Genomic DNA, 23,369 nt, shown 5'->3' with positions numbered 1-23,369 from the left:
CCTGTCGCACCTGGTCTTGGTTGGGGGAATGGGTGTGCCGGACGGTTGCCCGCCCGGCACACCGCGGATTACCCGTTTGCGGGCTTGAGCGTCTTGAAGATCTGGGCAGCGTCGAGGCGGGACCACACGGCCGGGAAGGCGTACACGTCCTCCTCGGTGGGCCAACCGGTGAACTTTGCCTTGTTCCAGGTGCTGGTGGTGCCGCCGGTCAGGACCGGAATGTAGGGCATCTCCTCAACCAGGGCTTGCTGGATTACGTTGAAGTGTTCCTGCCGCGCGGCTTTGTCCTCGAAACCGACGTTCTTCAGGCCCTCCACAGCGGCGTCCACAGCGGGGTTGGAGTACCGGGCGTAGTTGTTGCCGGCGCTCTCACCCACGGGCTTGGTGGTGGCAGAGGAAAAGAAGTAGTTGTACACGTAGTAAGGATCCGAGGCCGGTCCCTGCCACAGCGAGTCAATGGCAAGCTGGAAGTTGCCCTTGGTGCGTTTGTCGGTCCACTCGTTCCAGGAGGACTGGGAGGCCTGGATGTCGATGCCGGCTGCCTTGGCCTGCTCTGCGATGGTCTGGATGGCCGTAATGTAATCGGTCCAGCCGGAGACCACCTCGATGGTCAGGGTCAACTTTTGGCCGTCCTTGGCGTAGATGCCGTCGGTGCCCTTGGCCCAGCCTGCGGATTCGAGGGTCTGCTGTGCACCGGCGACATCCGGGCCAGCAGGTGCCGTAACGGGTTTGACGGACGGCGAAATCCATTCTGCCTGCGTGTCCACCAGGGCAAACGACGGCGAAATCGGCGCCGCGGTGTCCTCATAGGCGAGTTTGTTCAGCTGGGTCCGGTCGAGGGCCAGGTAGAGGGCCTTGCGGACAGCGGCATCGGTCTGCGGGCCGGTGCAGCCAAGCTGCACACTGGCACAGGAAGCAAGTACCTGCTGACTCTGGGCAACAGTGAGCTTCTCATAGTTGGGGAAGTTCTTGGATACGTTCTGGATATCCGGAACAGGGCCCGTCTGCCAATCGATAGTCCCTGCTGCAATAGCGTCGGCGCCGGCGGTGTTGCCGGACAGAGCGATGTAGCGGACGTTCTTTACTGCAGGCTCGCCGCCCCAGTAGGTGGGGTTGGCCTTGAGGGTAAACGCCTGTGGTTTGAAGTCGGCCAGCTGGTATGCGCCGGTCCCCACGGGCTTTTCCACCACATCGGTCTCCGGGTCCATGGAGGACCACAGATGTTCCGGGACAATGACTGCCTGGGTGAGGATGTCCGGCCCGGAAACGAACGCCGGAGCATCCCAGGCAAAGGTGACATGGGTGGCATCCGTGGCCGAGACCGATCCCGTGAACCCGATGCTGTTCAGCGCGGGGTGCTCCTTGAGCAGGTTGAACGTGAAGGCAACATCGTTGGCCGTGAATTCTTTGCCGTCGCTCCATTTGACGCCATCACGCAGAGTCACGGAGAGCTCGGTTCCGGCCTCGTTCCACGTGTACTCCGTCCCCAGAAGGGGTTCCGGCTTGGAGTCCCCGACGGCCTTGTTCAGGTAGAAGAGCGGTTCGAAGATGGCTCCGGGGCCGGCGATCTGGGACGGGGAGAAGGGGTTGAAGTTGATCTGGTAATCGCCGGCTTGGCCGGTGTAGGCAACCAGAGTCTCGTTGGCGTTCCCGGCATTGCCGCCAGCACCGCCGGAGCAACCGCTCAGCAACAGGCCCAAGGCTGTTGCGCCAGCAGCAACGGCCAGAACGGCTCGACGCGGGCGGGTACCGCGGGTTCGGGTAGGGAGGAGCATCTCTGGTCCTTTCAGTCAGCCGGTCCGCAGTGTCCGGCTTGCTTTGATGTGCCGTACATCACGGCCTATGAAAAAGTTAGGTGATTAAATTAAGTCAGTCAAGTTATTATGGATAAGAATTTGGTTCACACCGCCCGGCAGTACCCGGCACCACCGGGCAATGAGACGCGGTATCTAAAGAACGGAGGCATGGGTTGGCATCTGCGGTACTGACCCCGCCAGTTCTGCCTTCGACGCGGTCGCGGCTTCTGGACATCATGCGCACGCGCGGCACGATCAGCCGTGTCGAGCTGGTGGGTGCCACCGGCCTGACGCCAGGGACAATCACCAACGTGGTCCGTGAACTCCTGGATGAGGAGCTGGTCCGGGAGGTGGGGCAGGCCCGCTCCAGGGGCGGCCAGCCCCGCAGGCTCCTGCAGCTGCAGTCGGACGCGCATTTTGCGATCGGCGTGCAGATGGACAGGTGTACCAGTTCGGTAGTGCTCACCGACTTCGCAGGGCGGCTCGCTGCCCGGCGGACCCTTCAGGGGTCCGGGAGCAACAGCCCCGAGGACATGCTGGCGTTGCTGGCCGCAAACATCCTGGATCTCCTGGAAACTGAACAGGTGCAGCTGAACCGCGTCCTGGGCATCAGCCTGGTGACGCATGGCCCGCAGGACCGACTGACGGGAAAGCTGTTGGCGCCGCGCCCCACTCCGGCCTGGTACGGGCACCCCCTTGCCCCTGCACTCTCCCGGCTCACCGGCCTTCCGGTGCTCCTGGAAAACGACGCAACTGCTGCTGCACTGGGCGAGCAGTGGTTGGGTGACGTCGCCGCGGACACGTTCGGGGTCATTTACATGGCCAGCGGCCTGGGAGGCGGCGTGATTGTGGACCGGGAGGTTTACCGGGGAGGCAGCTCAAACAGCGTGGAAATCGGCCATATCTCGCTGGATTCCTCAGGTCCGCTGTGCGAGTGCGGCAACAGGGGCTGCGTGGAGGCAAGCTATGGCAGTGCAGCCGTGGTTGCCCGGGCCCTGGCAGACGCCGGCCTCAGTAACAGCCTGGGACTCATTGGCAGCCCCGGCGACACCCTGGTCAATTTCGACCGGATCGCGCAGGCCGCCGTCACCGGAAACGCACGGGCCCACATCCTGCTTGCCGAGGCAGCGCAGGGGCTGGGGCAGGCCGCCGTCACCCTGGTTAACCTCTTTGACCTGGGCACCGTGGTCCTGGCGGGACCTGCCTTCTCGATCGCCGGCCCAATGATGCGTCAAGGCATCTCCGACGTCCTGGAGACAACGGCCTTCAACCGCGAACTGAGGCCAATCGACGTCGTCCTTTCCGCCCATGGTTCCCTGGCTGCGGCAGTAGGCGGCTCCCTGCAGGTGCTCCGGATGCCCTACGCCGCCAACGCAAGGAGGCAGCCCACCTTGTGAACCTCAGCAATACATCCCGTCAGCTTCACCCATCTCACTCATTGGAGACCAGATGCCACAGTCCGCACCCCGCTTCACCGTACTGCGCCGCGATGGTGCCAGCCTTGCCCTGCAACATTTCCCCGGTGGCTTGCCGTCCGTGCTGCACTGGGGCGCCGATCTTGGCGACCTCCAGGACGCGGACCTTGAGCAGCTTGTTGCCGCAAGCGGCCGCCAGACTGCGCCGGGAACGCTCGACGCCGCGTGGCAGCTGAGCATCCTGCCCCAGGAAGGCGATGGCTGGGCCGGCCGCCCCGCACTGCTGGCCACCCGGGACACGTTGCCGCTGTTTCCCCGGTGGACGGTCCAATCCGTGGAGGAGGGCACCGACAGTGCCCAGGTCCGGGCTTCCGACGACGCCTCCGGGCTGGAGCTGCTCAGCACCTTTTCCATGGAGACCGGCGGCGTGGTCACCGTGGTGCACCAACTCACCAACCGCGGCGGCGGCTCCGTTGAGGTTCAGTGGCTGGAAAGTGTCCTGCCCGTGCCAAAGACTGCCGATCACCTGACCATGTTCACCGGCAGGTGGACCCGCGAGAAAGCCCCCTACACCACTGAGATGCCGCAGGGCGCGGTCAACCGCCAGACCCGGCGCGGCCGCGGCGGGCATGACTCTCCGCACCTGGAGATCGCCAGCATCGACAGGCCGCGTGACCGCCGCGGGGAAATGTGGGCGGTCCACCTTGGCTGGAGCGCCGACGTCACCTACCGCACAGACCGGATGACGGACGCCCCGATCCTCCTGGGCGCCGGGGAACTGGTGCGTCCGGGAGAGATCAACCTTCAGCACGGCGAAAGCTACAGCACCCCGAAGGCCTGGTTCAGTTGGTCCGACGCCGGCCTCGACGGACTCTCGGCGCGTTTCCACGGCGCCCTGCGTGCCCGCCCGCACCACCCCTCCGGACCCCGTCCGTTGGTGCTGAACACCTGGGAAGCCGTCTACTTCGACCACAACCCCGCCACCGTCCTGCGGCTTGCCGAGCGCGCTGCCGAGGTCGGCGTCGAACGTTTTGTCCTGGACGACGGCTGGTTCATGTCCCGGCGCGATGACACCACCGGCCTTGGCGACTGGGTGGTGGACAAGGCCGTGTGGCCGGATGGCCTACAGCCCCTGGCCGACAGGGTGCGCCAGCTCGGGATGGAGTTCGGGCTGTGGTTTGAACCTGAGATGGTGAACCTGGATTCGGACCTGGCCAGAGCGCATCCTGACTGGCTGTTGCACAACCCCGGCCACCTTACGGCCGCTGAAGAGGGCCTGTCCTGGCGCACGCAGTACGTGCTGGACCTTGCCAACCCTGGCGCCTTCGAACACGTCCGTGGCCAAATCTCAGCACTGGTCAAAGACCTCGGCATCGACTTCATCAAGTGGGACCATAACCGGGACCTGATTGAGCCGATGCACTCCGGGCGCCCCGGCACCCATGAGCACATGCTGGCCGTCTACCGTCTCCTGCGCGAGCTGAAGACCACACATCCGGGCCTGGAAATCGAGTCCTGCTCCAGCGGCGGGGCCAGGACGGATCTTGGCATCCTGGAGTTCACGGACCGCGTCTGGGCCTCAGATTCCAACGATGCGATCGAGCGCCAGGACATCCAGCGCTGGACCCAGCTGCTGTTGCCGCCCGAGAAGGTGGGCGGCCATGTTGGCCCTACGAATTCGCACAGTTCCGGGCGCGTCCTGGACTTTTCCTACCGTGCGGCAACGAGCCTGATGGGATCTGCCGGGTTCGAGTGGAACCTGCTGGAGTGCACCGAGGAAGAGCTGGTGACCGTCCGGGCCTTCGCTGCGCTGTACAAGGAACTGCGGCACATCCTGCACACGGGCACCGCGGTACATGCCGACGTCGCCGATCCTGCACTCAGGGTGACCGGCGCAGTCCTGCCGAACCTCAGCGAAGGCGTATGGACTGTCGCTTCCGTGGCCACACTGAGGGATGCGCTGCCGGAAAAGGTACGGCTCTACGGCCTGGATCCGGGCAAAAGATACCGCGTCCGGGTCCGCAATGAACTGGGCACTGCCCGGCATGGCTGGATCACACCGCCCTGGTTCTCAGCGGGTGAAGTGATCCTTCCTGGCAGGGTCCTGGCCACTGAAGGCCTGCAGATTCCAGTGCTGTGGCCAGCACAGGCCATGGTCCTGCATGCAGTGGAGGCTTAAAAAAGTCCTGCTGGTGCGGGCCCGTACCCCCGCGGATCAGGGCCCGCACCGTCTAGCGGCGCCGTGCTGCCGCGAACAACCACGCGGCCGGTAGGCACATGGACAACCGTCTGGATCGAGCCGGAGAAGGTTCCCATCAGCAGTCCGGCCGTGATCCTGCCCAGCTCATAGACGTCCAGACTAACCACCGACAAGGGAGGATCCGCCAGCCTGCAATGCGGTCCATCGTCCCAGGCCAGCAGGGATACATCTCCCGGAACCGTCAGGCCGAGTTCCTTGACAGCGTCCAGGGCGGCTGCCGCCATCACGCCGTTGTCGTAGACGATGGCAGTGGGCCGTTCGGCTCCTGCCAGAAGCTCTTTGGTTCTGGCGACCCCTGAGACGTCGGTGTAATCCCCTTCCACGGAAATGCCCCGCAGACTCTTCCGTGCCAACGCCCCGTCAAAGGCCGCGCTCCTGGCCTTGGTGTGGTGCAGGTATGTGGGTCCGGACACTCGGCCCACGAAGTTGTGCCCCAGGTCCGCCAGGAAATCCACCGCCATTTCCATTGCCCCGGAGTTGTCCACGTCCACCAATGACACCCCGGGTGTTTGCGGACCGCCCAGGACCACCACTGGCAATCCGGCCGTCCAACAGACCTCCGCCCGCTTGTCCGCGTCAGTGGAATCCGCGAGCACGACGGCGTCCACAGCACCTGACTTCGCCCATAGCGGGTAGGCACGCAGTTCGTCGTCAAAAGAGGTGAATTGTCTCAAGAACACTGTGGCGCCGTGCCGGTCCAGCTCCTCTTCCATACCCGCCAGCAGTTCCTCGAAGAACGGATCTGAGGCGTGCGGCCCGTTCCTGCTTTGCACGGCGATGCCGAATCGCGGCGGGCGGTCAGTTGTCGACGCGTCGATCTCCATGTGCTAAGTATGGCGCCCACCGGCCATACTTAGCACATGAGCCGAGCCGCAATCCGCCCATGACCATCGTCCACACGCCTACTTCAGCAGCACCTAACAGCAGGGCACTGGTCCTTGACCGGGTCCGCGCCGAGGGGCCTGTCAGCCGCGTGGCGCTGGCTGAGCGCACAGGACTGACGCAGGCATCCATCTCCAATTTGGTCCGTGGATTGCTGGACGAAGGTCTCCTGGTGGAAACCGGCGAAAAGACCTTCACCGGAAGCAAGGGCAAGCCGCGCGTCCTGCTTGACCTGAACCCGCTGGCCCGGTGCAGTGTGGGCGTCCAGATCGGCGCGGACTGGATCGTGGTGGTGCTCACCGATGCCGTCGGGTCCGTCCTGGCCAGGACCCGGATCCGGGGAGCCCGGTTGAGGCCGCCGGAGGACGTGTTGGGTCAGTTGGCCGAAGAAGTGGGCATCCTGCTGGAGCTTGCCGACGTCCGGCCGGAAGTGGTTGCCGGCATTGGCGTTGTGGCGCCCGGAGTACTGGATGTGGAGGCCGGTTCCATCCTCGCTTCCCCCACCATGGCGCTGTGGGAGGACTTTCCGGTCCGGGACACATTGCAGGAAGCGTCCGGGCTGCCCGCACTCCTGGACAATGTAGCGACCGCCGCGGCCATGGGCGATTTCTGGAGCGGTGCGATTCCCGAGGCGACCGCTCATTGCACCATTTATATGGGAGCGAGCATCAGCGCCGGGTTGCTCTTTTCCGGGTCCATCTACCGGGGTGCCAGCTCCAACACCGGCTCCTTGGGAAGTGTGAGATTCCAGGCCGACCGCAACAGCCCCGGGAAGACGCTGGTGGAGGTCGCCGGACCGCGAGCGGTGGCGGAACGTGCCAGGGCCGCCGTCGGGTCCGGCAGGAGAACTTCCGCCGTCCTGTCCAGTGATTTCGACACCTTTGGTGACTTCGCAGCGATTGCCACCGCCGCCGTCCACGGCGACCGTCTCTCCGTGGAGCTCATTGAAGAGTCAGCGGATTTCATCGCAGATGCGGTCATAGCACTGGTCAATATCCTGGACCTGGACTCCGTGACCCTGGCAGGTCCCTCGTTCGCCACTGCCGGATCGATCTACTTGTCTCTCATCCGGGAACGACTCCGCGATGAAGCCTTGGCTGCAGCCAAGCACGGCGTCTCAGTGAGGCTGTCCGCGCAGGTATCAGATGCGGCATCCGTGGGAGCGGCGGCGCTGATGTTGCAGCACAGCCTGTCGCATCCTTCCTGACCACAGCAGCCCTCGTGAGACGCCGCCCTTCTTAGCTGGCCCTCAGGTCATCCAGGTAAATGGTTCCGGTGGTTGAGCTCCCGCCGGGCACCTGGTTGATGAAGATGTTGAACTGCGAGAGGTCTTTCAGGTCCTCTGCTGTGATGCGCCGGTCGGCGTTTGCGGTGTCCCAGGGAGCGGGCCGGAAGTCAGCGAACGGGATGGTGACGTTCTGAGCAGAAGTTCCGCTGAGGGAAGGGTAGGCCTCGTAAGCCACTCCGCCGCAGACCAGCTGAAGTACCAGCTTCTGCCTCGATCCATCCGGCTGGAGCCACAGCGAAAAGTTACTGAAGGCGGACCAGTCGCCGTCCACGCGCCGGGTGATCCCGGTGTAGTTCTGCAGGGTGAAATCGTAGTCGAACCGGAGGGCACTTGCCCCGCTGCCAACCGGATCCGCGGACAGGGAGATCTTGTTGGCGCCGACCGCGCTATAGGCGCCCCCGAGCTCGGCGTCATTAGCGTAGTCTTCAAAATCATCCACTACCCCCGCTACCGGGGCCGGCTTCTCGCCCAACACCACATGCTGTACGGACGTCAGGCTGGCCTTGCTGGCCAGTTCGGCGGTGACGCTGATGGTGGTCCGGACATTGGCCAGCGCCTCGGGGAGAAGCGACAAGGTCCCCGTGTAGTAGCCGGAGGCGGTGTCCAGGGCCAAGGCATGCCGCGCCGGGTCCTCCCCTACCGTAAACCATGCTTTCTTGGCCTTGGCGTCGGTCACGCGAACCCGGACGGTCGTTTCCGTTTCGGTGATCCGGGATCCGTCCACCGGGGCCAACACATGCATAGCCGGCTGGTGCTGGACGGTCTTCACCTTGCGCTGCCACACATCGGCCTGGGACAGGTCAGAGCGGAACACCGTAAAATCATCCGCTGCGAAGGCGCGGAAATCCGGCAGCATTTCGTGATCCGGCAGGTCCCCGGTGGCCGGGTAGGGCACAAAAAACTGTCCGGTCCCGTAGTTGGTCCAGGTCAGCATCCAGGCCATGCGGCGGGGTTCGGATCTGCCTTCAGGGCCCCGAGTACTTTGGTGTACCAGTCCAGTGTGGGATTTTGGCCATTTTCCTTCAGGGCTCCGGTGATGCCGAACTCGGTCAGCGCCGCTACTTTGCCACGTTCCTCCGCCAGGCGGGAAAGCATGGCCAGATCGGCAACCAACCCATCCAGCCACTGCTGTGACCCGTTGGAGCTGTCGTAGTTGTCGTAACCCAGGACATCAACAAAATCGTCGCCGGGGTACGTGCGAAGGAAGACATCGCTGATTCCGCTGAATCCGCCGCCGGGTGAGTATGAGTACAGGAAGTTGTGGACGTCCTTTACGTCACGGAGGTACTCCACGGTGTAGCGGAAAAGCTCGATGTACTCTGCGGCGGACGCGTGGGCTGCGCCCCACCAGAACCACGATCCTGCGTTTTCATGGAAAGGCCGGAAAACCATGGGGATTGGAGCGCCGTTGTCATCCACGGCGGCATGCGCAATACGCGCCACCCTGTCCAGGTAGTCCGTGAACTGCTGGTTGTGATCGCCCCCGGGCATGATCCTGCCTACAACCGCGCCGTCAGTGTCATTGAACGGACCACCGGTGACGAAGTTGTCCATATGGGCGGAGAAGGTCTGTATGGTGCCCAGCCTGTCCGCGGCCTTGACCAGGCCTACCGTGTGCTCAAAGTTCTCCTCCGGAGTGGGGCTGCCCGGCGCCGAACCGTAACCGTGGTGGCCAAAATCCCAACCCACGACGGCGGGATGGTCGCCGATGCCGGCCTGCACGTCCGAGAGCATACCGTCCGCGTTCTCCGCAGCGAAGGTGACACCGAATTCCGTGTCCTGCTGGTGTCCGAACAGAATCCCCTTCCCCTGCTGCGAGCGCAGGTATGAGAAGAGCGAGGCGGTCCGGGGCGTCGCTTCGGGATCCACCAGGGAGACACTTTCCGCCTTGCCCGAACCCTGCGGGAACGTTGGTGGAGCCGCCACAGCCGTGGCGGAAGTGGACGCTGCCAGCGCAGCGACAAGCAGGGTTACACCGCTTTTTCGAAAACGGCGAAGAAGTTCAGCTGAAGGTTTCATTGTGGTCCTGTCTTCTTCCGGACCACGCCGCGTTGCCTGGTCCGGGCATCAGCGTAGGCAATTAACTTAATTTAGTAAAGTAATTGCCTCAGCCTGCTCGTAGCCAGCACGCCCACCACGTCTAACGCAGGGGCGAGCCCAGCACCCGGAACTGGGAGCCACCCATTTCGCCGGTCAGCAGCGGCATTGCTTCTGCGATGGACGCCCGGACACTGTCCAGCTGAAGCGATGCCAGGTGCGCTTCGGGTGACTCCCACAGTTCCGAAACGAACACGGTGTCCGGAGACTCGTCATTGACGCCCACCTCATACAGCAGGCAACCGGCGTCTTTCAGCCCCGGCATAGGGCGGAGCAGGATGGACACCACGGCATCGCGCTGCCCTGGTTTGGCTACTAGGCTTCCCACGTTTGCAAAGGTCATAGGGATAGTGTGCCGCACCGCACTGACAACGGCTGGGGTGCAGCCAAGTATTCGCGAAGTGGACACTGTGGCGTCACCAGCGCTCTGCGATACTTGGCGCCATGGGTGGAAACGGTGGCACAGTAAACAATCGGCAGGACCTACGCTTCTACGGTGATCAGGCTGCGCAAGACGCACTCTTGACGTGCCTGCAGCGTTCCACGCCGTGGTCAAAGCCTGGCGCCTCGGCCTTCGCGAGGGTGCAGGACGGGATATTGACGACGGCGAGCGTCAACGCTCCGCTAGGCTCCGACTACGAAATCGGCTCCATTTCAAAGGGCTTGACCGGACTGCTCTACGCGGATGCACTCGAACGGGGTGAGCTGCAAGCCAGCACCACTTTGGGTGAGCTCTTGCCGTTGGCGGACTCCCCCGTTGCTGGGGTCACCGTGGAATCCGTCAGCAGGCATTCGTCCGGCCTGCCTCGGCTGGCCGAGTCCGGCAGCACCCTCAAGCGGACGGTGGCGCTGTTGCTGCGGGGCGAGAACCCGTATGGCGAGTCCCTTGATGAGTTGCTGGCCCAGGCGAGAAACACAAAGTTGTCATCGCCAACAGCCCGCTACTCCAACCTGGGATTCGAGCTGTTGGGCCATGGCATTGCCGCCAAAGCTGGCACCGGCTACCGGGACCTCGTGGCCCGGCGCCTCACCGAACGCCTCGGCCTGACCTCCTTTTACGCCGCGTACTCTCCCGATGATCTGGGGGTCAACGCGCTGACGGGTACCAGCAGATCCGGAAGGCCCATGCAACCCTGGACCGGCGAAGCCCTAGCTCCGGCGGGCGGGTGGCGGAGCAACATCGCGGATATGGGCGAACTACTCCTCGCGCTGCTGAATGGCTCGGCTCCAGGGATGGCGGCGTTGGATCCTGCGACTAACTTTGCAGGCCCGGCCGCCCGTATCGGCGCCGCCTGGATGACCCTCGACGTCAAGGGACGGGCCATCACCTGGCACAACGGAGCAACCGGTGGCTTCCGTTCGTGGATGGGCATGGACCGGGAGGCCGGGACCGGCGTCGTGCTTCTATCCGCGGCGTCCGCATCGGTAGACCGGCACGGATTTAGGCTGCTGCAGGACCTGCGACCATAGGCAATTTTGATGTGTGATCCAGTACAAAAACCTGTAGGGCGTCAACTCCTCAATTCCGGTTGCGTGGTGCTTTGCACGGCCCGAACTGGAACGGGCACAAAGGATTTGAGTGCTCAGGCTGCGAGTGCTCGAAGAGTAAGCGGCAGTGGTTGCCTCATAAAGGCAGAAAGGACCTTTGCCACGGCAGCCGATAACCATCGTCTCTAGAGGGAAGGAAGTCGCCCGGGCGAGACAAGTTGGCAATCGCACTCGAGGTGTAAGCCTTGCAAGTAGGTGCGGGATACCTCCACGACTACCTCTTGGTTGAGGTCCGTGCACACACTCCGACCGGCGAGGATCCTGCTGACCAGTTCAGCACACCGATCGAATATGCCGAGCAACACTCAGCAGCACGCCCGACGAGGAAACACCGGACAGATCCCGTTTTGCGCCGGGGAACGCAGCTCCCTGCACCGGCCTTAGAGGGGCCACCGTCACCCTGAACGCTGAGGTGACTGGAAGGCTAAACGGGGTGTCATCGACTAACTGCGCACGGCTCCGTCGATTGCCCGATGGACACCGTAGACGCCGAGTTCCAGCAACCGATCGAGAATATCGAGCAGGGCCTTGATGCGGGCGCGGTCGCGAGTCTGCGCCAACCCACGAACCACCAGATCGGAGATGTAGTGAGCATCTCCGGCAACACCGGTCCTCATATCGGACACGTCGTTGCCATTGATGTCTAGGAAGCGGTGTGCAGCGAGGTCAACAAGATCGTCGACCTTGTCCGGCGCTTCTTGCAGTGTGATGAGCAGTTGCGGGGTCGCGTGTACGTAACTCGGTGATTCGATCAAGTCAGCCAAGAATCCGGCGTAGGGGCGCAGGTCGTCCCCGCGGAGATGACCGGCCAGGCTTCCAACTTCCTTCCGAACCTCATCGTCCTCGTCATGCATTAGCCGGCGCAGAGTCGTTAGCACGAGTGCTGAATCAGCGGACCGATCAACCCTAGCGGCGCAGAGTCCAGCCAAGCCACGTCGAACTTCTACATCACCAGCGAGGGCTCGATCCATGATCGCCGGACGCTCCCATTGCAACGCGCCGAACGCAGCCACGACGCCGCCTACCCTCCGGACTTCTGCAGCTGTCGAGCTGAGCATGCGATCGATTACCGGATCGATGACTTGCGGGTCGGCGTTGCCGATGTAGATCATCAGGTCGTCCAACATGTCCGAGGCAAGGAGGAGATCGTCGGCCTCGATGAGGCGTTCAAACGCCTCGTACGCCGTTGCCCGTGCATACCGTAGGCATGCAGCGATTGTGTGCGCAACACAGGCTCGGACACTCAAAACTGGGTCGTTTGCAAGCTCCAGGAGATGGGGGGCTACAAGTTCCGTGCGCGTGCCATCCGGATCATGGACCAGGAGGTCTCCGAGCGATTCAGCCAGACTCCCGCGCGACGTGTTGAAGCCGTTTTGGAACAGGTCACGTCCAGCGTGTTCATCGTCTTCACGTACGAAGGCAGGCGAGTTGTCGACAGGGTCAGGAGCATGCAGCGCCCGGTCGAGGACCATCGCCACGATATCTAGGGGTGTCTCGTTAAGGACGTGACGGACGGCCCAGCCAAGCCAGCGGTCGCTATCATCGAGGCCGAGGCTCATGACGTGCCGTATCGCGTCGAAGACAGCGCGCTGCGCGTCCTCCGAAATGGATGCTTCTCCGAAGCCCCTCAGGATGGCACCGGGGTAAGCCTCGTTGGTCGCGGAGGTCAACTGCATGGCTAATCCAGCGAATCGATGTGGATCCTCTGCCGTTCGCGCCTTCAGTTGCTCGGCCAGCTCGCGGGCGCCGCCGACCTCGCTGCCGAAGTCCCGATCATCGCTGTCGTGCTTTGACATGGCCTTCAACCACTGCGCGTTGCTCATTCTCTGTGTGGCTGCCGCGGCGATGGGTGACCCGACCGTGTAAGTGATGATGCCGGTTGGGGACTCGGGCACATCCGAGGCGAACTTGCGCTGGTACTCCTGCAGTCTTCGAAGTCCTACTGAAGTTAACCGCTCGCGGTCGAGCGCGGACAGGAACTTGAATGCGGTGTGGCCAAACGATCGAAGCCTGCGACGGGGGTCGGGAGATTTATATGTGGCGGGAAGGTCGCGGAGCTGTAGTTCAAGCTGCAGGTGGACCTCGTCGCTGACGATCGGCGCGATGGCCTCAACAACTTCACGTGAGAGCCAATGCACATCGGAAAGGTATCCCGCTTCGAGGCGGGTGCCTCCTTGGAGAATCAGCTCAGCTGCCCATGAGGCGAAGGTGTCGGCCCCAGCAATCAGAGCGCGATATAACAAGGCCTGCGCCGCGTCGTGTTCGTTGGCGGCCAGGGATTGCAGCATCGACTCGATGGTCTCCGGCGACGTCTGTGCCCATTGTCCGAGCGCGTCCGCCGCGCCGTTATACAACGCGTCATCGACATTGCCGTAGCTCCGCTCCGTCCGGAACCTCAGGCTGAAGCGCCGGTCGCGAACCAGATCTCGCTCGTAGCGGTCGTAGTGGGTGGCCTCCATGACTGCCAGCAGATGCGGCACGAATGCCTCCGCGAACGCTTGCGGCTCGGCTTTGCATGCTGCTTTGATCATTTGAGTGGCGCCATACTCATGTACGCCAAGGAGGGCTACTTTGCCGTCGCTACCAAGGGCCAGCGCAGACGGACTCTCTACAAAGCAGGCTTTGAGCATCTCGACTGCCCAGAGTGGCTTGTGTTCCGCAAGTTCGTGTGCCGAAAGCCAGAGGTTGTGGTCGGCCGCGTTGATCTCGCCGGCACTGACTGCGTCCAGCAGCAGTTCGAACAGCCGCCGGTGTTGGTGCAGGTTAGCGCGCTGTGTCACCGAACGGAGCCATTTCACGTAGTCGGGTGACGGGTACCGCGTCTTCAAGAGGTCAACCACCTCGGCTTCATATTCGGCGCAGGCGTTGCCCATCCAGTCGATGCTCCTTTCTCGCAGTGTGCTGTCGCCACTGTCGAGCCACTCTTCGATGTGGCCGAGGGTGTAGAACCGTTCGAACCAGCTAGGACGTGCGAGCTGCCGCCAAAGCTGTCTTATGAGCGTGGATTCCTTCTCGGCAAGGCGAAGCACAAGTTCGACATCCTCGAACGTCGGAGCGCTCACGTTCGCGAAGACGGCGACCACCGTCTCCTTGATGTGGAAGCGAACATCTGCGCTGTTAAGGACTGCCTCGACCTCGGTCCGGAACCGATCCGGATCTCGCTCACTGAGGAGCTCAAGAATCTGCCGTACCTGAGCGCGCCGGAACAGCTCTTGCTCCTGGGCGCAAAGGAAATCGACCATCGTCTGTTGCCGGGATAGCCATTGGCGGGCGAACGTGAAGTCAAAAAAGGTCTCGTGAAAGAAGGACACGCGGTCGTCCTCAATCGCGATGACCTGCTCGGAGGCGAGGACCCGCGCATGTCTGATGAAGTCACCAGGACGGAGGATCTCGACCGAGACGGACAACGTCTGCTGGTCGCTCGCGGTGTTGGCGATCCGGGTCAGGACGTCGTTGAACAGCGTTCCAGGACGCCGCTGCTCAGAGGTTTGTTCCTTGCGCTGCCAGAAGGCTTCGAAGAGCGAGCCTCGGGAGGTGAAGTTAAGGGCGACTGGCTGGTCGGCAAGCGTTTCCAGTAGGACGAGGTTGAGCGGTGACCTGAGGAGTGCACGTTGCGAAGCCGTCAGCAAGGCTGGATTGAGACCCATGGCCGAGACACTGTCCATCACCGCTTCGTCGGACAACGACTCAATGGTCAGGCGTTCGACATCGTTCCGAGCATCTAGTTTGCGGATGCGATGATCGTTCTCGACGTCGAATAGTCGGCAGGCCAAGATGACGCGCACGCCGTCGACCGCCGCAGCTTCTTGGATGAGATCGGCAATGACGTCGTAGCGCTCCGAGAGGCGCCCGGAAGCTAGCGACACGGCGTCAAGTTGGTCGATGATCAAAATGGCATCTCGGCCGTCTGCCGCCGTTCGCAGCGCCGTGACCGGCGATGTCGAGAGACCCAACTGAGTGCCCAATTCGGTGGTCGAACCGAAAGCGCCGCGGCGGTCAAGCCGGAACGCCAGTACCTCGGCATTCTGCGCCTCGAACTCGCCCGCCGCCTGATAAAGAACAGAGCTCTTTCCGCAACCGCCAGCGCCGACGACAAGAGCGAGGCGCTTTGTAACCATAAGGTCGACAAGAGTTGCAGCTTCCTGCCTCTCAATCGGCGGCGAGAGCAGTTCGCGCTCAATCGTGCCGCGCCAGCTCTGGGTCGTCGCCACTACTCGCTCGTGGGACGTTCGACGTGCGTCGGAGCCGCGTGGTGTGATGCCATCGCGAGCAAGTGCGTTAAGCAGTTCACGGCGTGTCATCCGCTTGCGCAGGTTGTCTAGCAGCACCGCACCTATGGCAACTGCCATGAGGTTGCCGGTCGCCCCCTCCAAGCTCACCTGAGCGAGCATGGCATTGGTCGTGACCAGCTGCTCTTCGACTTCAACCTCAATCCACATTCCTCGGAGGATCTCCCATGCCGCCTCAGTAGTTCCGAAGACATTCGCCGCGGTCAACTCATCAAAGGTTGGTCTCAAGCCCGTTGTGAGCTGATGCGCTACGAACTGCTGTGCGTCCGCCGATTGCCGCGCCAGGCCAGCCATTACGCGAAGCGCCCCGCTCGGAGTCATAGAACTGAAGTGGAACTCACGCCCCGCCGCAACGTGACGAGCAGCTGCTGCCAAGACCCCGCGACCTCTGAGCGCTGCAATCGTCCAGTGATCGGTAATGTTGTTTTGGCGCTTCACCTGGGTCGCCGAGACGTCACCGTGCTCGTTGATGTAGGTGAACTCCGAACCATCTGCAAGCTCAGGGTCGATCTCTTCGAGTGTGAGACTGCGGCGCTCGTCCATGATGCAGAGCAGAGCGTGACGAATGGCCCAGGCCAGCTCGTACTTGTTGCCCAGTTTGTCAGCGACCCCACCGCCGGCACCGGCCATTCGGGACGCCGGATCTCGTGGCATGGGATTTGTCGCGCTGTTCGGACGTTCGGCTTTCTCGCTCTCTCCTTCAACTGGATAGGAAGGAGGGACGCCGGTCACAAGTAACATACTACTTCCGCCGGGCGACAAACACCGCCATGAACGGGTAACGTCGCGGCACTTTGGTCGTGACAAAGCTCGACCGGCCGGCACGCTCAGCAATCGATGCCCGTGACATCGCCGATAAGCTCACTCGTAAAGGTGTCACGCTGAGTCTGGGCAGCAGTATTTATGATCCGACAGACCCGATTGGCCGGCTCTTGTTCAACATTCTAGGCATCGTGGCCGAGTTCGATTCCGACCTGATTCGCGCCTGAACCCGCAGGGGCATGTCTGTCGCCAAAGCCAAAGGTCGGCTCCGCAGCAAGCAGCCTAAGCTCTCGGAGCACCAGCGCAAGCCTCTGCTTGGCCTCGTCGACGCCGGCGAATACACGCGAGGCGAGATCGCCGAACGCATGGGCGTCTCCCGGACCACCGTGTACCGGGAAATCCAACGAACAGCCGGACCTACGACTTCATGACCGCTTTAGCGGTGCCTCGTAAACCTAAAGGTTCTAAGACATGCGATCGGGTCGAGTACCGCGCCGCCACTCCCCCGAAATCACGGCCCTCAGTTTGTCTTGATAAGTTGTGTTGCCGAGTTTCGTCTCAAAACTGCTTGCGTTCGAGGTTTCTGATTCAGGATGGCTGGATGAGGCATCTCGGACCCACCCGGTCTGTTAATCCTCGTCGTGGTCTGGGCCTGCTCCGGGAACCTCGTTGAACACCGTGCGTAGATCCTTCTCCGTGAGATGCCACCGCGTTCCGCTCTTCACGGTTTGGCTCCAGATCGGCTTGAAGACGCTGAGCATCGACCGGTATGTGGGGATCATCTGCCTATGCGAGTTCCCCCTTTCACGGCCTTTCAGGAAGTCTGCCTGCTCTTCCCACCGGCCGTTCTTGACCAGGAACCTGGTGTAGCTCAGCAACCTGTGCTCCACCGCATGGTTGGCGTCGAATCCGCGGAAGGACCCGTACCGTTGGTGAACGCCGAGCTTCCGCCATCCATCTCCCTCTTCCCCGCTGCCAAGGGCGTCAACGCTTGCATTGAGGATGCGGAACATGTCGAGAATGTCCCACACCAACTCGCACTGTGCACGGGACATAGGCGGATTGATGCCGGCGAACTCATCGGAGTAGTCCCCCTCGAACCCATGCTCAAGGATCTGGATCTGTCGACCCTCCTCCTCACGGTCGTACTCATCTGAAAGATGTCCCTGAGCGGCCATAACTGCCCTGTGCAGCTGGACCAACACTCTGCGCTGGAATGGCGAGAGATCGATGCCATCAGCATCAGGAGGACGTGGGCTCTCGAGCTCGGCCGTTTGAGCGAACATCAGATGGTTCTCCAATGCACCCCGGACATAGGTGCTGACAGTAATCCCCTTCTTATCCGCTTCTTCAGAAATACGATCCCGAAGATTCTCATCCAACCGAATAGTTACCGTAGCCATTCATGCACCTCTTCAATCGACCGTCTGCGTGTACGTGTAAGACAGTATGCGCTTGCGCGACTACATATGCAAGCCCTAGAGTGGGACAGCATCATGCGGGGTGCTCGAAGACTTACGGAGATAGGGGTGGTTGGGATGCGGGTTGGGGTCTACGTCGATGCGTTCAATCTGTACTACGGCGGCAAGGGCCACTGTGGTGCTTCCACTCAGGGGTGGAGGTGGCTGGACGTTCGGGCGTTCTCACAGGCTGTCATCAACACCTACCTACACCAGGCCACTGCCAAGGGCTGGAACGGCGCATCTACTTGGAGCAACGCCACCATCGACCGCCTGGTGTACTGCACCGCACCTATCAGCGCTGCGTCTGATCCGATCGGCTTCCAGCACCAAGATGCATACATCAGAGCCCTACTGAACAGCGGCTCGGCAGACAGGGTGGAACGCGGTTACTACCAGCAGAAGGTCAAGTACGCCCCCCTGGCCACTCGTGGCAAGAACAACACACCTCAACTCGTCAGCTCGGCCTGGCCCCTAATGGTCAAGGACGCGACCGGCGCCGACGTACCAGACGCCAACTTCCTGGTGTCCTACCTACACACCGAGGAAAAGGGCAGCGACGTCAACGTGGCATCGCACCTACTCATCGACGCCCTCACCACACAGGTCGACGCAGTCATGGTCATCTCCAACGATAGTGACCTCCGCTTCCCTGTCGAACACGTCCGAACACTCATGCCCACGGCAGTCATCAACCCAAGCACTGGCTTCACAGCAGGAGCACTCAAGATTCCGAAGCAGGACATCCCCACCTCAACCCACTGGAACTGGCAGGTGGTACCTACCCACTTCACCTCCAACCAACTGCCGGCCACCATCGGAACCATCACCCGCCCCAACGGTTGGTAGATCCTTCGGTAGACCACTGAGTAAGCCGCCGTTCATGCGCCTGTACTACAGCTTCAACTTGCAGCGTCTTACAGTATGCAATAAGCTAAGTGCATAACTCACCCGGTCCCTCGTTGGGCCGGGTTTTTTTCTGCCTAGACCTTCGCCTGTAAGATAGCTAGAGCTGCAATCGCCCCTCTCTCAGTCCAAAACGCCATCATTTCCTGCGAGGTTGAGGTAGCGGTACACCGTCGCCCGGCTGGCACCGATGATTTTCCCGATGTCGGCAGGAGCGAGACCTTGCGCCTTGAGGTCCCTGACGCGCCTGACCCTTCACATGATCGGCAGTCACTTCCCGCCGGCCGGCCTTCCGCCCATGCTCTGCAGCCGCGGCCATGCCAGCCTTGGTCCTCTCCGCAAGCCGGTCACGCTCCAGCTGAGCGAATGCGGACATCACGGTGAGCATCGCTCGCCCCATGGGGCCTGTCATCTGAAAATTTTTTTTATTCGGTCAAACCTTTGAGGCTTTGCCGGACGGCTATCGTCGCCCTGAGTTTCATTGCCGGTGGGGCGGCAGCATGGGCTTTCGGCTTCAACTGGAATTTTGTGATCGCTGAGAACCCAGCCGCAGAAAGCGCGGAAGATTCGTATGCGGAGGGCGCATGTCTTGCGCTTGGGTTGTTTCTCGTGCCCTTCATTGCCATGGCATGGGTGTACTTCAAACCGTGGGGGAGCATCAAAACATTCATCGCCGGTTCATTTGGTCGTTGAGAAGATCAGCGCCGGCAAAGCCTTTCGAGGGTGGTGATGAGGACGCACAAAGGGCCGGCACGTATAGAACCGCTAGCTGACTCTTACTCTTTCCCCGGATTCGTCCAGCTGCTCCCAGCTGCGTGGGCACGGATAAACGTACGACAGCCACCCCCTTGACTCGCATCCCCGCGTTCCCTAAACTTTTCATAAAGCAGAATCTAAATTCCACACAGCGGAAATGGCGAAGAGGCCAGGAAGCTAGGAATCTAGATCAAAGCCCCTCCCCGGAAGGACCTACGATGACGTACACAGTGAACTGCTCCATCCTCTTGACGGAGTTGCCCCTGCTCGAGCGGCCCGCAGCCGCAAAGGCCGCCGGGTTTGACGCCGTCGAGTTCTGGTGGCCCTTCGACACCTCCGTCCCCACCGACACCCAGGTAGACGAATTTGAAACCGCCATCAAGGACGCCGGCGTTCAGCTCACCGGCCTGAACTTCAACGCCGGCAACATGCCCGGCGGCGACCGCGGCCTGGTTTCCTGGCCGGAACGCTCCAGCGAATTCAAGGACAACATCGACGTCGTCACAGGCATCGGCGAACGCCTGGGGTGCAAGGCCTTCAACGCCCTCTACGGCAACCGCATCGAAGGCGAGTCCGCCGAAAAGCAGGACGAGATCGGTGCCCGGAACCTCGCCGCAGCCGCGGCAGGAGTAGCCCGCATCGGCGGCACCGTCCTCCTCGAACCGGTCAGTGGCGCACCCAAGTACCCGCTGCTCACCGCTGAAGACGCACTCAAGGTCATCGCCCGCGTCAAAGCTGAATCCGGCGCCACCAACGTCAAATTACTCGCGGACTTCTATCACCTGGCAGTCAACGGCGACGACGTCGAATCCGTCATCCAGAACCACGCCAAGGACTTCGGCCACATCCAGATCGCCGACAACCCCGGCCGCGGCGCCCCCGGCACCGGCACCCTCCCCCTCGGCGAATGGATCGCCCGCAGCCGCGAGCTCGGCTACGACGGCTACATCGGCCTCGAATACAAGGAACCTCAGGAAACAGCCTTCAGCTGGGCCATCCGCCAGCCCGTTTCCCAGTAGTCCCCACCCGCGCCCCAACCTCGCAAGCTCGGCCGGGGACCCCGGCGGGCGTGGGCCCATCACAAACTTCCGCCACCACAGACTTTAGAGAAACGAGAACCACCATGAGCAACGTCGCAGTGATCGGACTCGGAATCATGGGCCTGCCCATGGCCGTCAACCTGGTCAAGGCCGGCCACACCGTCACCGGCTTCAACCGCAGCCAGGACAAGATCGACAAGCTCGTCAGCGAAGGCGGCAAGGGTGCCACCAGCATCGCCGACGCCGTCAAAGACGCCGACGTCGTCATCACCATGGTGCCGGACTCCCCCGACGTTGAGGGCGTCGTCAGCGGCGAAGACGGCGTCTTCGCCAACGCAAAGAAGGGCACCTTGTGGATTGATGCATCCAGCATCCGCCCCGACGTCGCCAAGCGGCTTTCGGAGGACGCAGTGCAGGCTGGCATCCGCCCCTTGGACGCCCCGGTTTCCGGTGGCGAGACGGGTGCCATCGACGCCGCCCTTTCCATCATGGTCGGCGGCGAGACGGCTGACTTCGACGCCGCACAGGACGTCCTGAACGCAGTGGGCAAGACCATCGTCCACGTCGGCCCCTCCGGCTCCGGCCAGACCGTCAAGGCTGCCAACCAGCTGATCGTCGCCGTCAACATTCAGGTCCTCGGCGAGGCCATCGCCTTCCTCGAGGCCTACGGCGTAGACACCGACGCCGCCCTCAAGGTCCTTGGCGGCGGGCTCGCCGGCTCCAAGGTCCTGGAGCAGAAGGGCCAGAAAATGCTGGACCGCAACTTCGACCCCGGCTTCCGCCTGGCCCTGCACCACAAGGACCTTGGCATCGTCACCTCCGCAGCCCGCGAAGCCAACGTCGCCGTCCCCCTCGGCGCCGTCGTCGCACAGCTCGTCGCCGCCACCGTCAACCAGGGCGACGGCGCACTGGACCACTCAGGACTCTTCAAGCAGATCCTCCAGCTCAGCGGCCGCGAGTAACCGGTGATTGAGCTTGTCGAAATCCCGGTTTCGACAAGCTCAACCGCCAGGCCACCACCAGGTCTCGACAGGCTCGACCACCAAAACTTTTTAGGAGTACACCATGAGTAAGATGCGCACCGTTGACGCGGCAGTTGCCATCCTGGAAAAGGAAGGCGCCACCGAGGCGTTCGGCCTGCCCGGCGCCGCCATCAACCCCTTCTACTCCGCCATGCGCAAGCACGGCGGCATCCGCCACACGCTGGCCCGCCACGTTGAAGGCGCCAGCCACATGGCTGACGGCTACAGCCGCGCCAAGGACGGCAACATCGGCATCTGCATCGGCACGTCCGGCCCCGCCGGAACCGACATGATCACCGGTCTGTACGCAGCCTGGGCAGATTCCATCCCGATGCTCTGCATCACCGGCCAGGCTCCGGTTGCCAAGCTGCACAAGGAAGATTTTCAGGCAGTGGACATCGAATCCATCGCCAAGCCGGTCACCAAGATGGCCATGACCATCCGCGAACCCGGCCAGATGCCGGGCGCCTTCCAGAAGGCCTTCGCGCTGATGCGCTCCGGCCGTCCAGGCCCGGTGCTGCTGGACCTGCCGTTTGACGTGCAGATGGCGGAAATCGAATTCGACATCGACGCCTACGAGCCGCTGGTTGTGGAAAAGCCCAAGGCCAGCCGCAAGCAGCTGGAGAAGGCACTGGACATGCTGACTGCCGCCAGCAAGCCGCTGATCGTGGCAGGCGGCGGCATCATCAACGCCGGCGCCTCCGCGCAGCTGGTTGAACTGGCCGAACTGCTCAACGTCCCGGTCATCCCCACCCTGATGGGCTGGGGCGCCATCCCGGACGACCACCAGCTGATGGCCGGCATGGTTGGCTTGCAGACCAGCCACCGCTACGGCAACGAGACGCTCCTGCAGAGTGATTTTGTGATCGGCATCGGCAACCGCTGGGCAAACCGCCACACCGGCGGCCTGGACACCTACACGGCCGGTCGCAAGTTCGTGCACGTCGACATTGAGCCCACCCAGATCGGCCGCGTGTTCTCGCCGGACCTGGGCATCACCTCCGACGCCGGTGCAGCCCTGGACGGCCTGATCGAACTGGCCCGCGAGCGCAAAGAGAGTCTGCCGGACTACTCGGGGTGGGTTGCCGAGTGCAGCAACCGCAAGGGCTCACTGCAGCGCAAGACCCACTTCGACAACGTGCCGATCAAGCCGCAGCGCGTGTACGAAGAGATGAACAAGGCGTTCGGGCCGGAGACCACCTACGTTTCCACGATCGGCCTGTCCCAGATCGCCGGCGCGCAGCTGCTGCACGTTTTCGGTCCCCGCAAGTGGATCAACGCCGGCCAGGCCGGTCCCTTGGGCTGGACCGCTCCGGCCGCCCTGGGCGTAGTTCGCGGCAAGCCGGACGAGACCGTTGTTGCCCTGTCCGGTGATTACGACTTCCAGTTCATGATTGAGGAACTGGCCGTGGGCGCACAGTTCAACCTGCCCTACATCCACGTGGTGGTGAACAACTCCTACCTGGGCCTGATCCGCCAGTCCCAGCGCGGCTTCGAGATGGAACAGAACGTATCCCTGGCGTTCGAGAACATCAACAGCACCGATCTCTCTGCAACCGCGGCTGGCTACGGCGTGGACCACGTCAAGGTAACCGAAGGCCTGGGCTGCAAGGCCCTGCGCGTCGAGAACCCGGCGGACCTGCCGGCCGCCTTCGACAAGGCCAAGGCGCTCATGGCCGAGTTCAAGGTTCCCGTGGTGGTCGAAGTGATCCTGGAAAAGGTCACCAACATCTCCATGGGCCTTGAAATCAGCGCCGTGAACGAGTTCGAAGACCTGGCCGCCAACGGCGAGGACGCCCCCACGGCGCTCATCGCCCTGCTGGACTAGTACAGGAAAACCAAGGAGGT

At 62.5% G+C, this 23,369-nt stretch carries 16 protein-coding genes and 1 pseudogene; 9 read left to right on the top strand and 8 right to left on the bottom strand.

From position 1 onward, the window contains the following. Positions 1 to 68 precede the first annotated feature (68 nt). Positions 69 to 1,775 carry an ABC transporter substrate-binding protein gene (locus tag ACWA13_RS00710; RefSeq protein ID WP_463936066.1) on the bottom strand — a complete coding sequence of 569 codons (1,707 nt, stop codon included), beginning with the start codon at positions 1,773 to 1,775 and terminating at the stop codon, positions 69 to 71. Positions 1,776 to 1,969: 194 nt separating this feature from the next. Here ACWA13_RS00710 and ACWA13_RS00705 point away from each other — a divergent pair, with 194 nt between their 5' ends. Both ACWA13_RS00705 and ACWA13_RS00700 read left to right on the top strand, forming a co-directional pair. Next, on the top strand, positions 1,970 to 3,193 hold the full coding sequence (locus ACWA13_RS00705; RefSeq protein WP_463936065.1) for an ROK family transcriptional regulator: 1,224 nt from the start codon (positions 1,970 to 1,972) through the stop codon (positions 3,191 to 3,193). Between the two features lie 52 nt (positions 3,194 to 3,245). Further along, the gene (locus ACWA13_RS00700) at positions 3,246 to 5,390 is read left to right on the top strand and encodes an alpha-galactosidase (RefSeq protein WP_463936063.1); all 2,145 of its coding nucleotides are present in this window, start codon (positions 3,246 to 3,248) and stop codon (positions 5,388 to 5,390) included. On the opposite strand, the gene ACWA13_RS00695 is transcribed toward ACWA13_RS00700, so the two are convergent. Beyond that, positions 5,387 to 6,295, bottom strand: a complete 909-nt coding sequence (locus ACWA13_RS00695) for a LacI family DNA-binding transcriptional regulator (protein WP_463936061.1) — start codon at positions 6,293 to 6,295, stop codon at positions 5,387 to 5,389. The genes ACWA13_RS00700 and ACWA13_RS00695 overlap by 4 nt on opposite strands. A gap of 59 nt (positions 6,296 to 6,354) precedes the next feature. Between ACWA13_RS00695 and ACWA13_RS00690 the strand changes: the two genes are divergently transcribed. Then, positions 6,355 to 7,560: an ROK family transcriptional regulator gene (locus tag ACWA13_RS00690; RefSeq protein WP_463936059.1), complete on the top strand. Its 1,206-nt coding sequence runs from the start codon at positions 6,355 to 6,357 to the stop codon at positions 7,558 to 7,560. A 31-nt stretch (positions 7,561 to 7,591) separates the two neighbouring features. Here the strand turns inward: ACWA13_RS00690 and ACWA13_RS00685 are convergent, their stop codons facing one another. The 3 genes from ACWA13_RS00685 to ACWA13_RS00675 form a co-directional block, all read right to left on the bottom strand. Then, the gene (locus ACWA13_RS00685; RefSeq protein WP_463936057.1) at positions 7,592 to 8,584 is read right to left on the bottom strand and encodes a carbohydrate binding domain-containing protein; all 993 of its coding nucleotides are present in this window, start codon (positions 8,582 to 8,584) and stop codon (positions 7,592 to 7,594) included. Beyond that, a complete protein-coding gene (locus ACWA13_RS00680) occupies positions 8,569 to 9,660 on the bottom strand; it encodes a glycoside hydrolase family 26 protein (RefSeq protein WP_463936056.1) in 1,092 nt (363 codons plus the stop codon). Before ACWA13_RS00680 ends, ACWA13_RS00685 begins: the two co-directional genes overlap by 16 nt. A gap of 121 nt (positions 9,661 to 9,781) precedes the next feature. After that, the gene (locus ACWA13_RS00675) at positions 9,782 to 10,081 is read right to left on the bottom strand and encodes a putative quinol monooxygenase (protein ID WP_463936055.1); all 300 of its coding nucleotides are present in this window, start codon (positions 10,079 to 10,081) and stop codon (positions 9,782 to 9,784) included. Positions 10,082 to 10,335: 254 nt separating this feature from the next. Between ACWA13_RS00675 and ACWA13_RS00670 the strand changes: the two genes are divergently transcribed. Continuing rightward, a complete protein-coding gene (locus ACWA13_RS00670; RefSeq protein WP_463936053.1) occupies positions 10,336 to 11,208 on the top strand; it encodes a serine hydrolase domain-containing protein in 873 nt (290 codons plus the stop codon). Positions 11,209 to 11,729: 521 nt separating this feature from the next. On the opposite strand, the gene ACWA13_RS00665 is transcribed toward ACWA13_RS00670, so the two are convergent. Next, the gene (locus ACWA13_RS00665) at positions 11,730 to 16,307 is read right to left on the bottom strand and encodes an NACHT domain-containing protein (RefSeq protein WP_463936051.1); all 4,578 of its coding nucleotides are present in this window, start codon (positions 16,305 to 16,307) and stop codon (positions 11,730 to 11,732) included. Positions 16,308 to 16,366: 59 nt separating this feature from the next. Between ACWA13_RS00665 and ACWA13_RS00660 the strand changes: the two are divergent. Further along, a pseudogene (locus ACWA13_RS00660) lies at positions 16,367 to 16,768 on the top strand (recombinase family protein); the annotation flags it as partial. A gap of 198 nt (positions 16,769 to 16,966) precedes the next feature. Here the strand turns inward: ACWA13_RS00660 and ACWA13_RS00655 are convergent. Then, positions 16,967 to 17,740: a YfbU family protein gene (locus tag ACWA13_RS00655; RefSeq protein WP_463936050.1), complete on the bottom strand. Its 774-nt coding sequence runs from the start codon at positions 17,738 to 17,740 to the stop codon at positions 16,967 to 16,969. A 135-nt stretch (positions 17,741 to 17,875) separates the two neighbouring features. Between ACWA13_RS00655 and ACWA13_RS00650 the strand changes: the two genes are divergently transcribed. After that, positions 17,876 to 18,646 (top strand): PIN domain-containing protein, encoded by a 771-nt coding sequence (locus ACWA13_RS00650; protein WP_463936048.1) that lies wholly within the window; start codon positions 17,876 to 17,878, stop codon positions 18,644 to 18,646. Between the two features lie 180 nt (positions 18,647 to 18,826). On the opposite strand, the gene ACWA13_RS00645 is transcribed toward ACWA13_RS00650, so the two are convergent. Continuing rightward, positions 18,827 to 18,907, bottom strand: a complete 81-nt coding sequence (locus ACWA13_RS00645; RefSeq protein ID WP_463937980.1) for a hypothetical protein — start codon at positions 18,905 to 18,907, stop codon at positions 18,827 to 18,829. A 770-nt stretch (positions 18,908 to 19,677) separates the two neighbouring features. Here ACWA13_RS00645 and ACWA13_RS00640 point away from each other — a divergent pair. From ACWA13_RS00640 to gcl, 3 genes are all read left to right on the top strand, one after another. Continuing rightward, positions 19,678 to 20,478, top strand: a complete 801-nt coding sequence (locus ACWA13_RS00640) for a hydroxypyruvate isomerase family protein (protein ID WP_463936047.1) — start codon at positions 19,678 to 19,680, stop codon at positions 20,476 to 20,478. Further along, positions 20,367 to 21,461 carry a 2-hydroxy-3-oxopropionate reductase gene (locus ACWA13_RS00635; protein ID WP_463936045.1) on the top strand — a complete coding sequence of 365 codons (1,095 nt, stop codon included), beginning with the start codon at positions 20,367 to 20,369 and terminating at the stop codon, positions 21,459 to 21,461. Before ACWA13_RS00640 ends, ACWA13_RS00635 begins: the two co-directional genes overlap by 112 nt. Before the next feature lie 103 nt (positions 21,462 to 21,564). Next, the gene (gene gcl / locus ACWA13_RS00630) at positions 21,565 to 23,349 is read left to right on the top strand and encodes a glyoxylate carboligase (protein ID WP_463936043.1); all 1,785 of its coding nucleotides are present in this window, start codon (positions 21,565 to 21,567) and stop codon (positions 23,347 to 23,349) included. Positions 23,350 to 23,369: the final 20 nt, after the last annotated feature.

The sequence above is a fragment of the Pseudarthrobacter sp. TRD_SC_9 genome (assembly GCF_055361265.1).
Note: the sequence above shows the minus strand (reverse complement) of the source record. Positions and strands in the feature narration are given on the sequence as shown.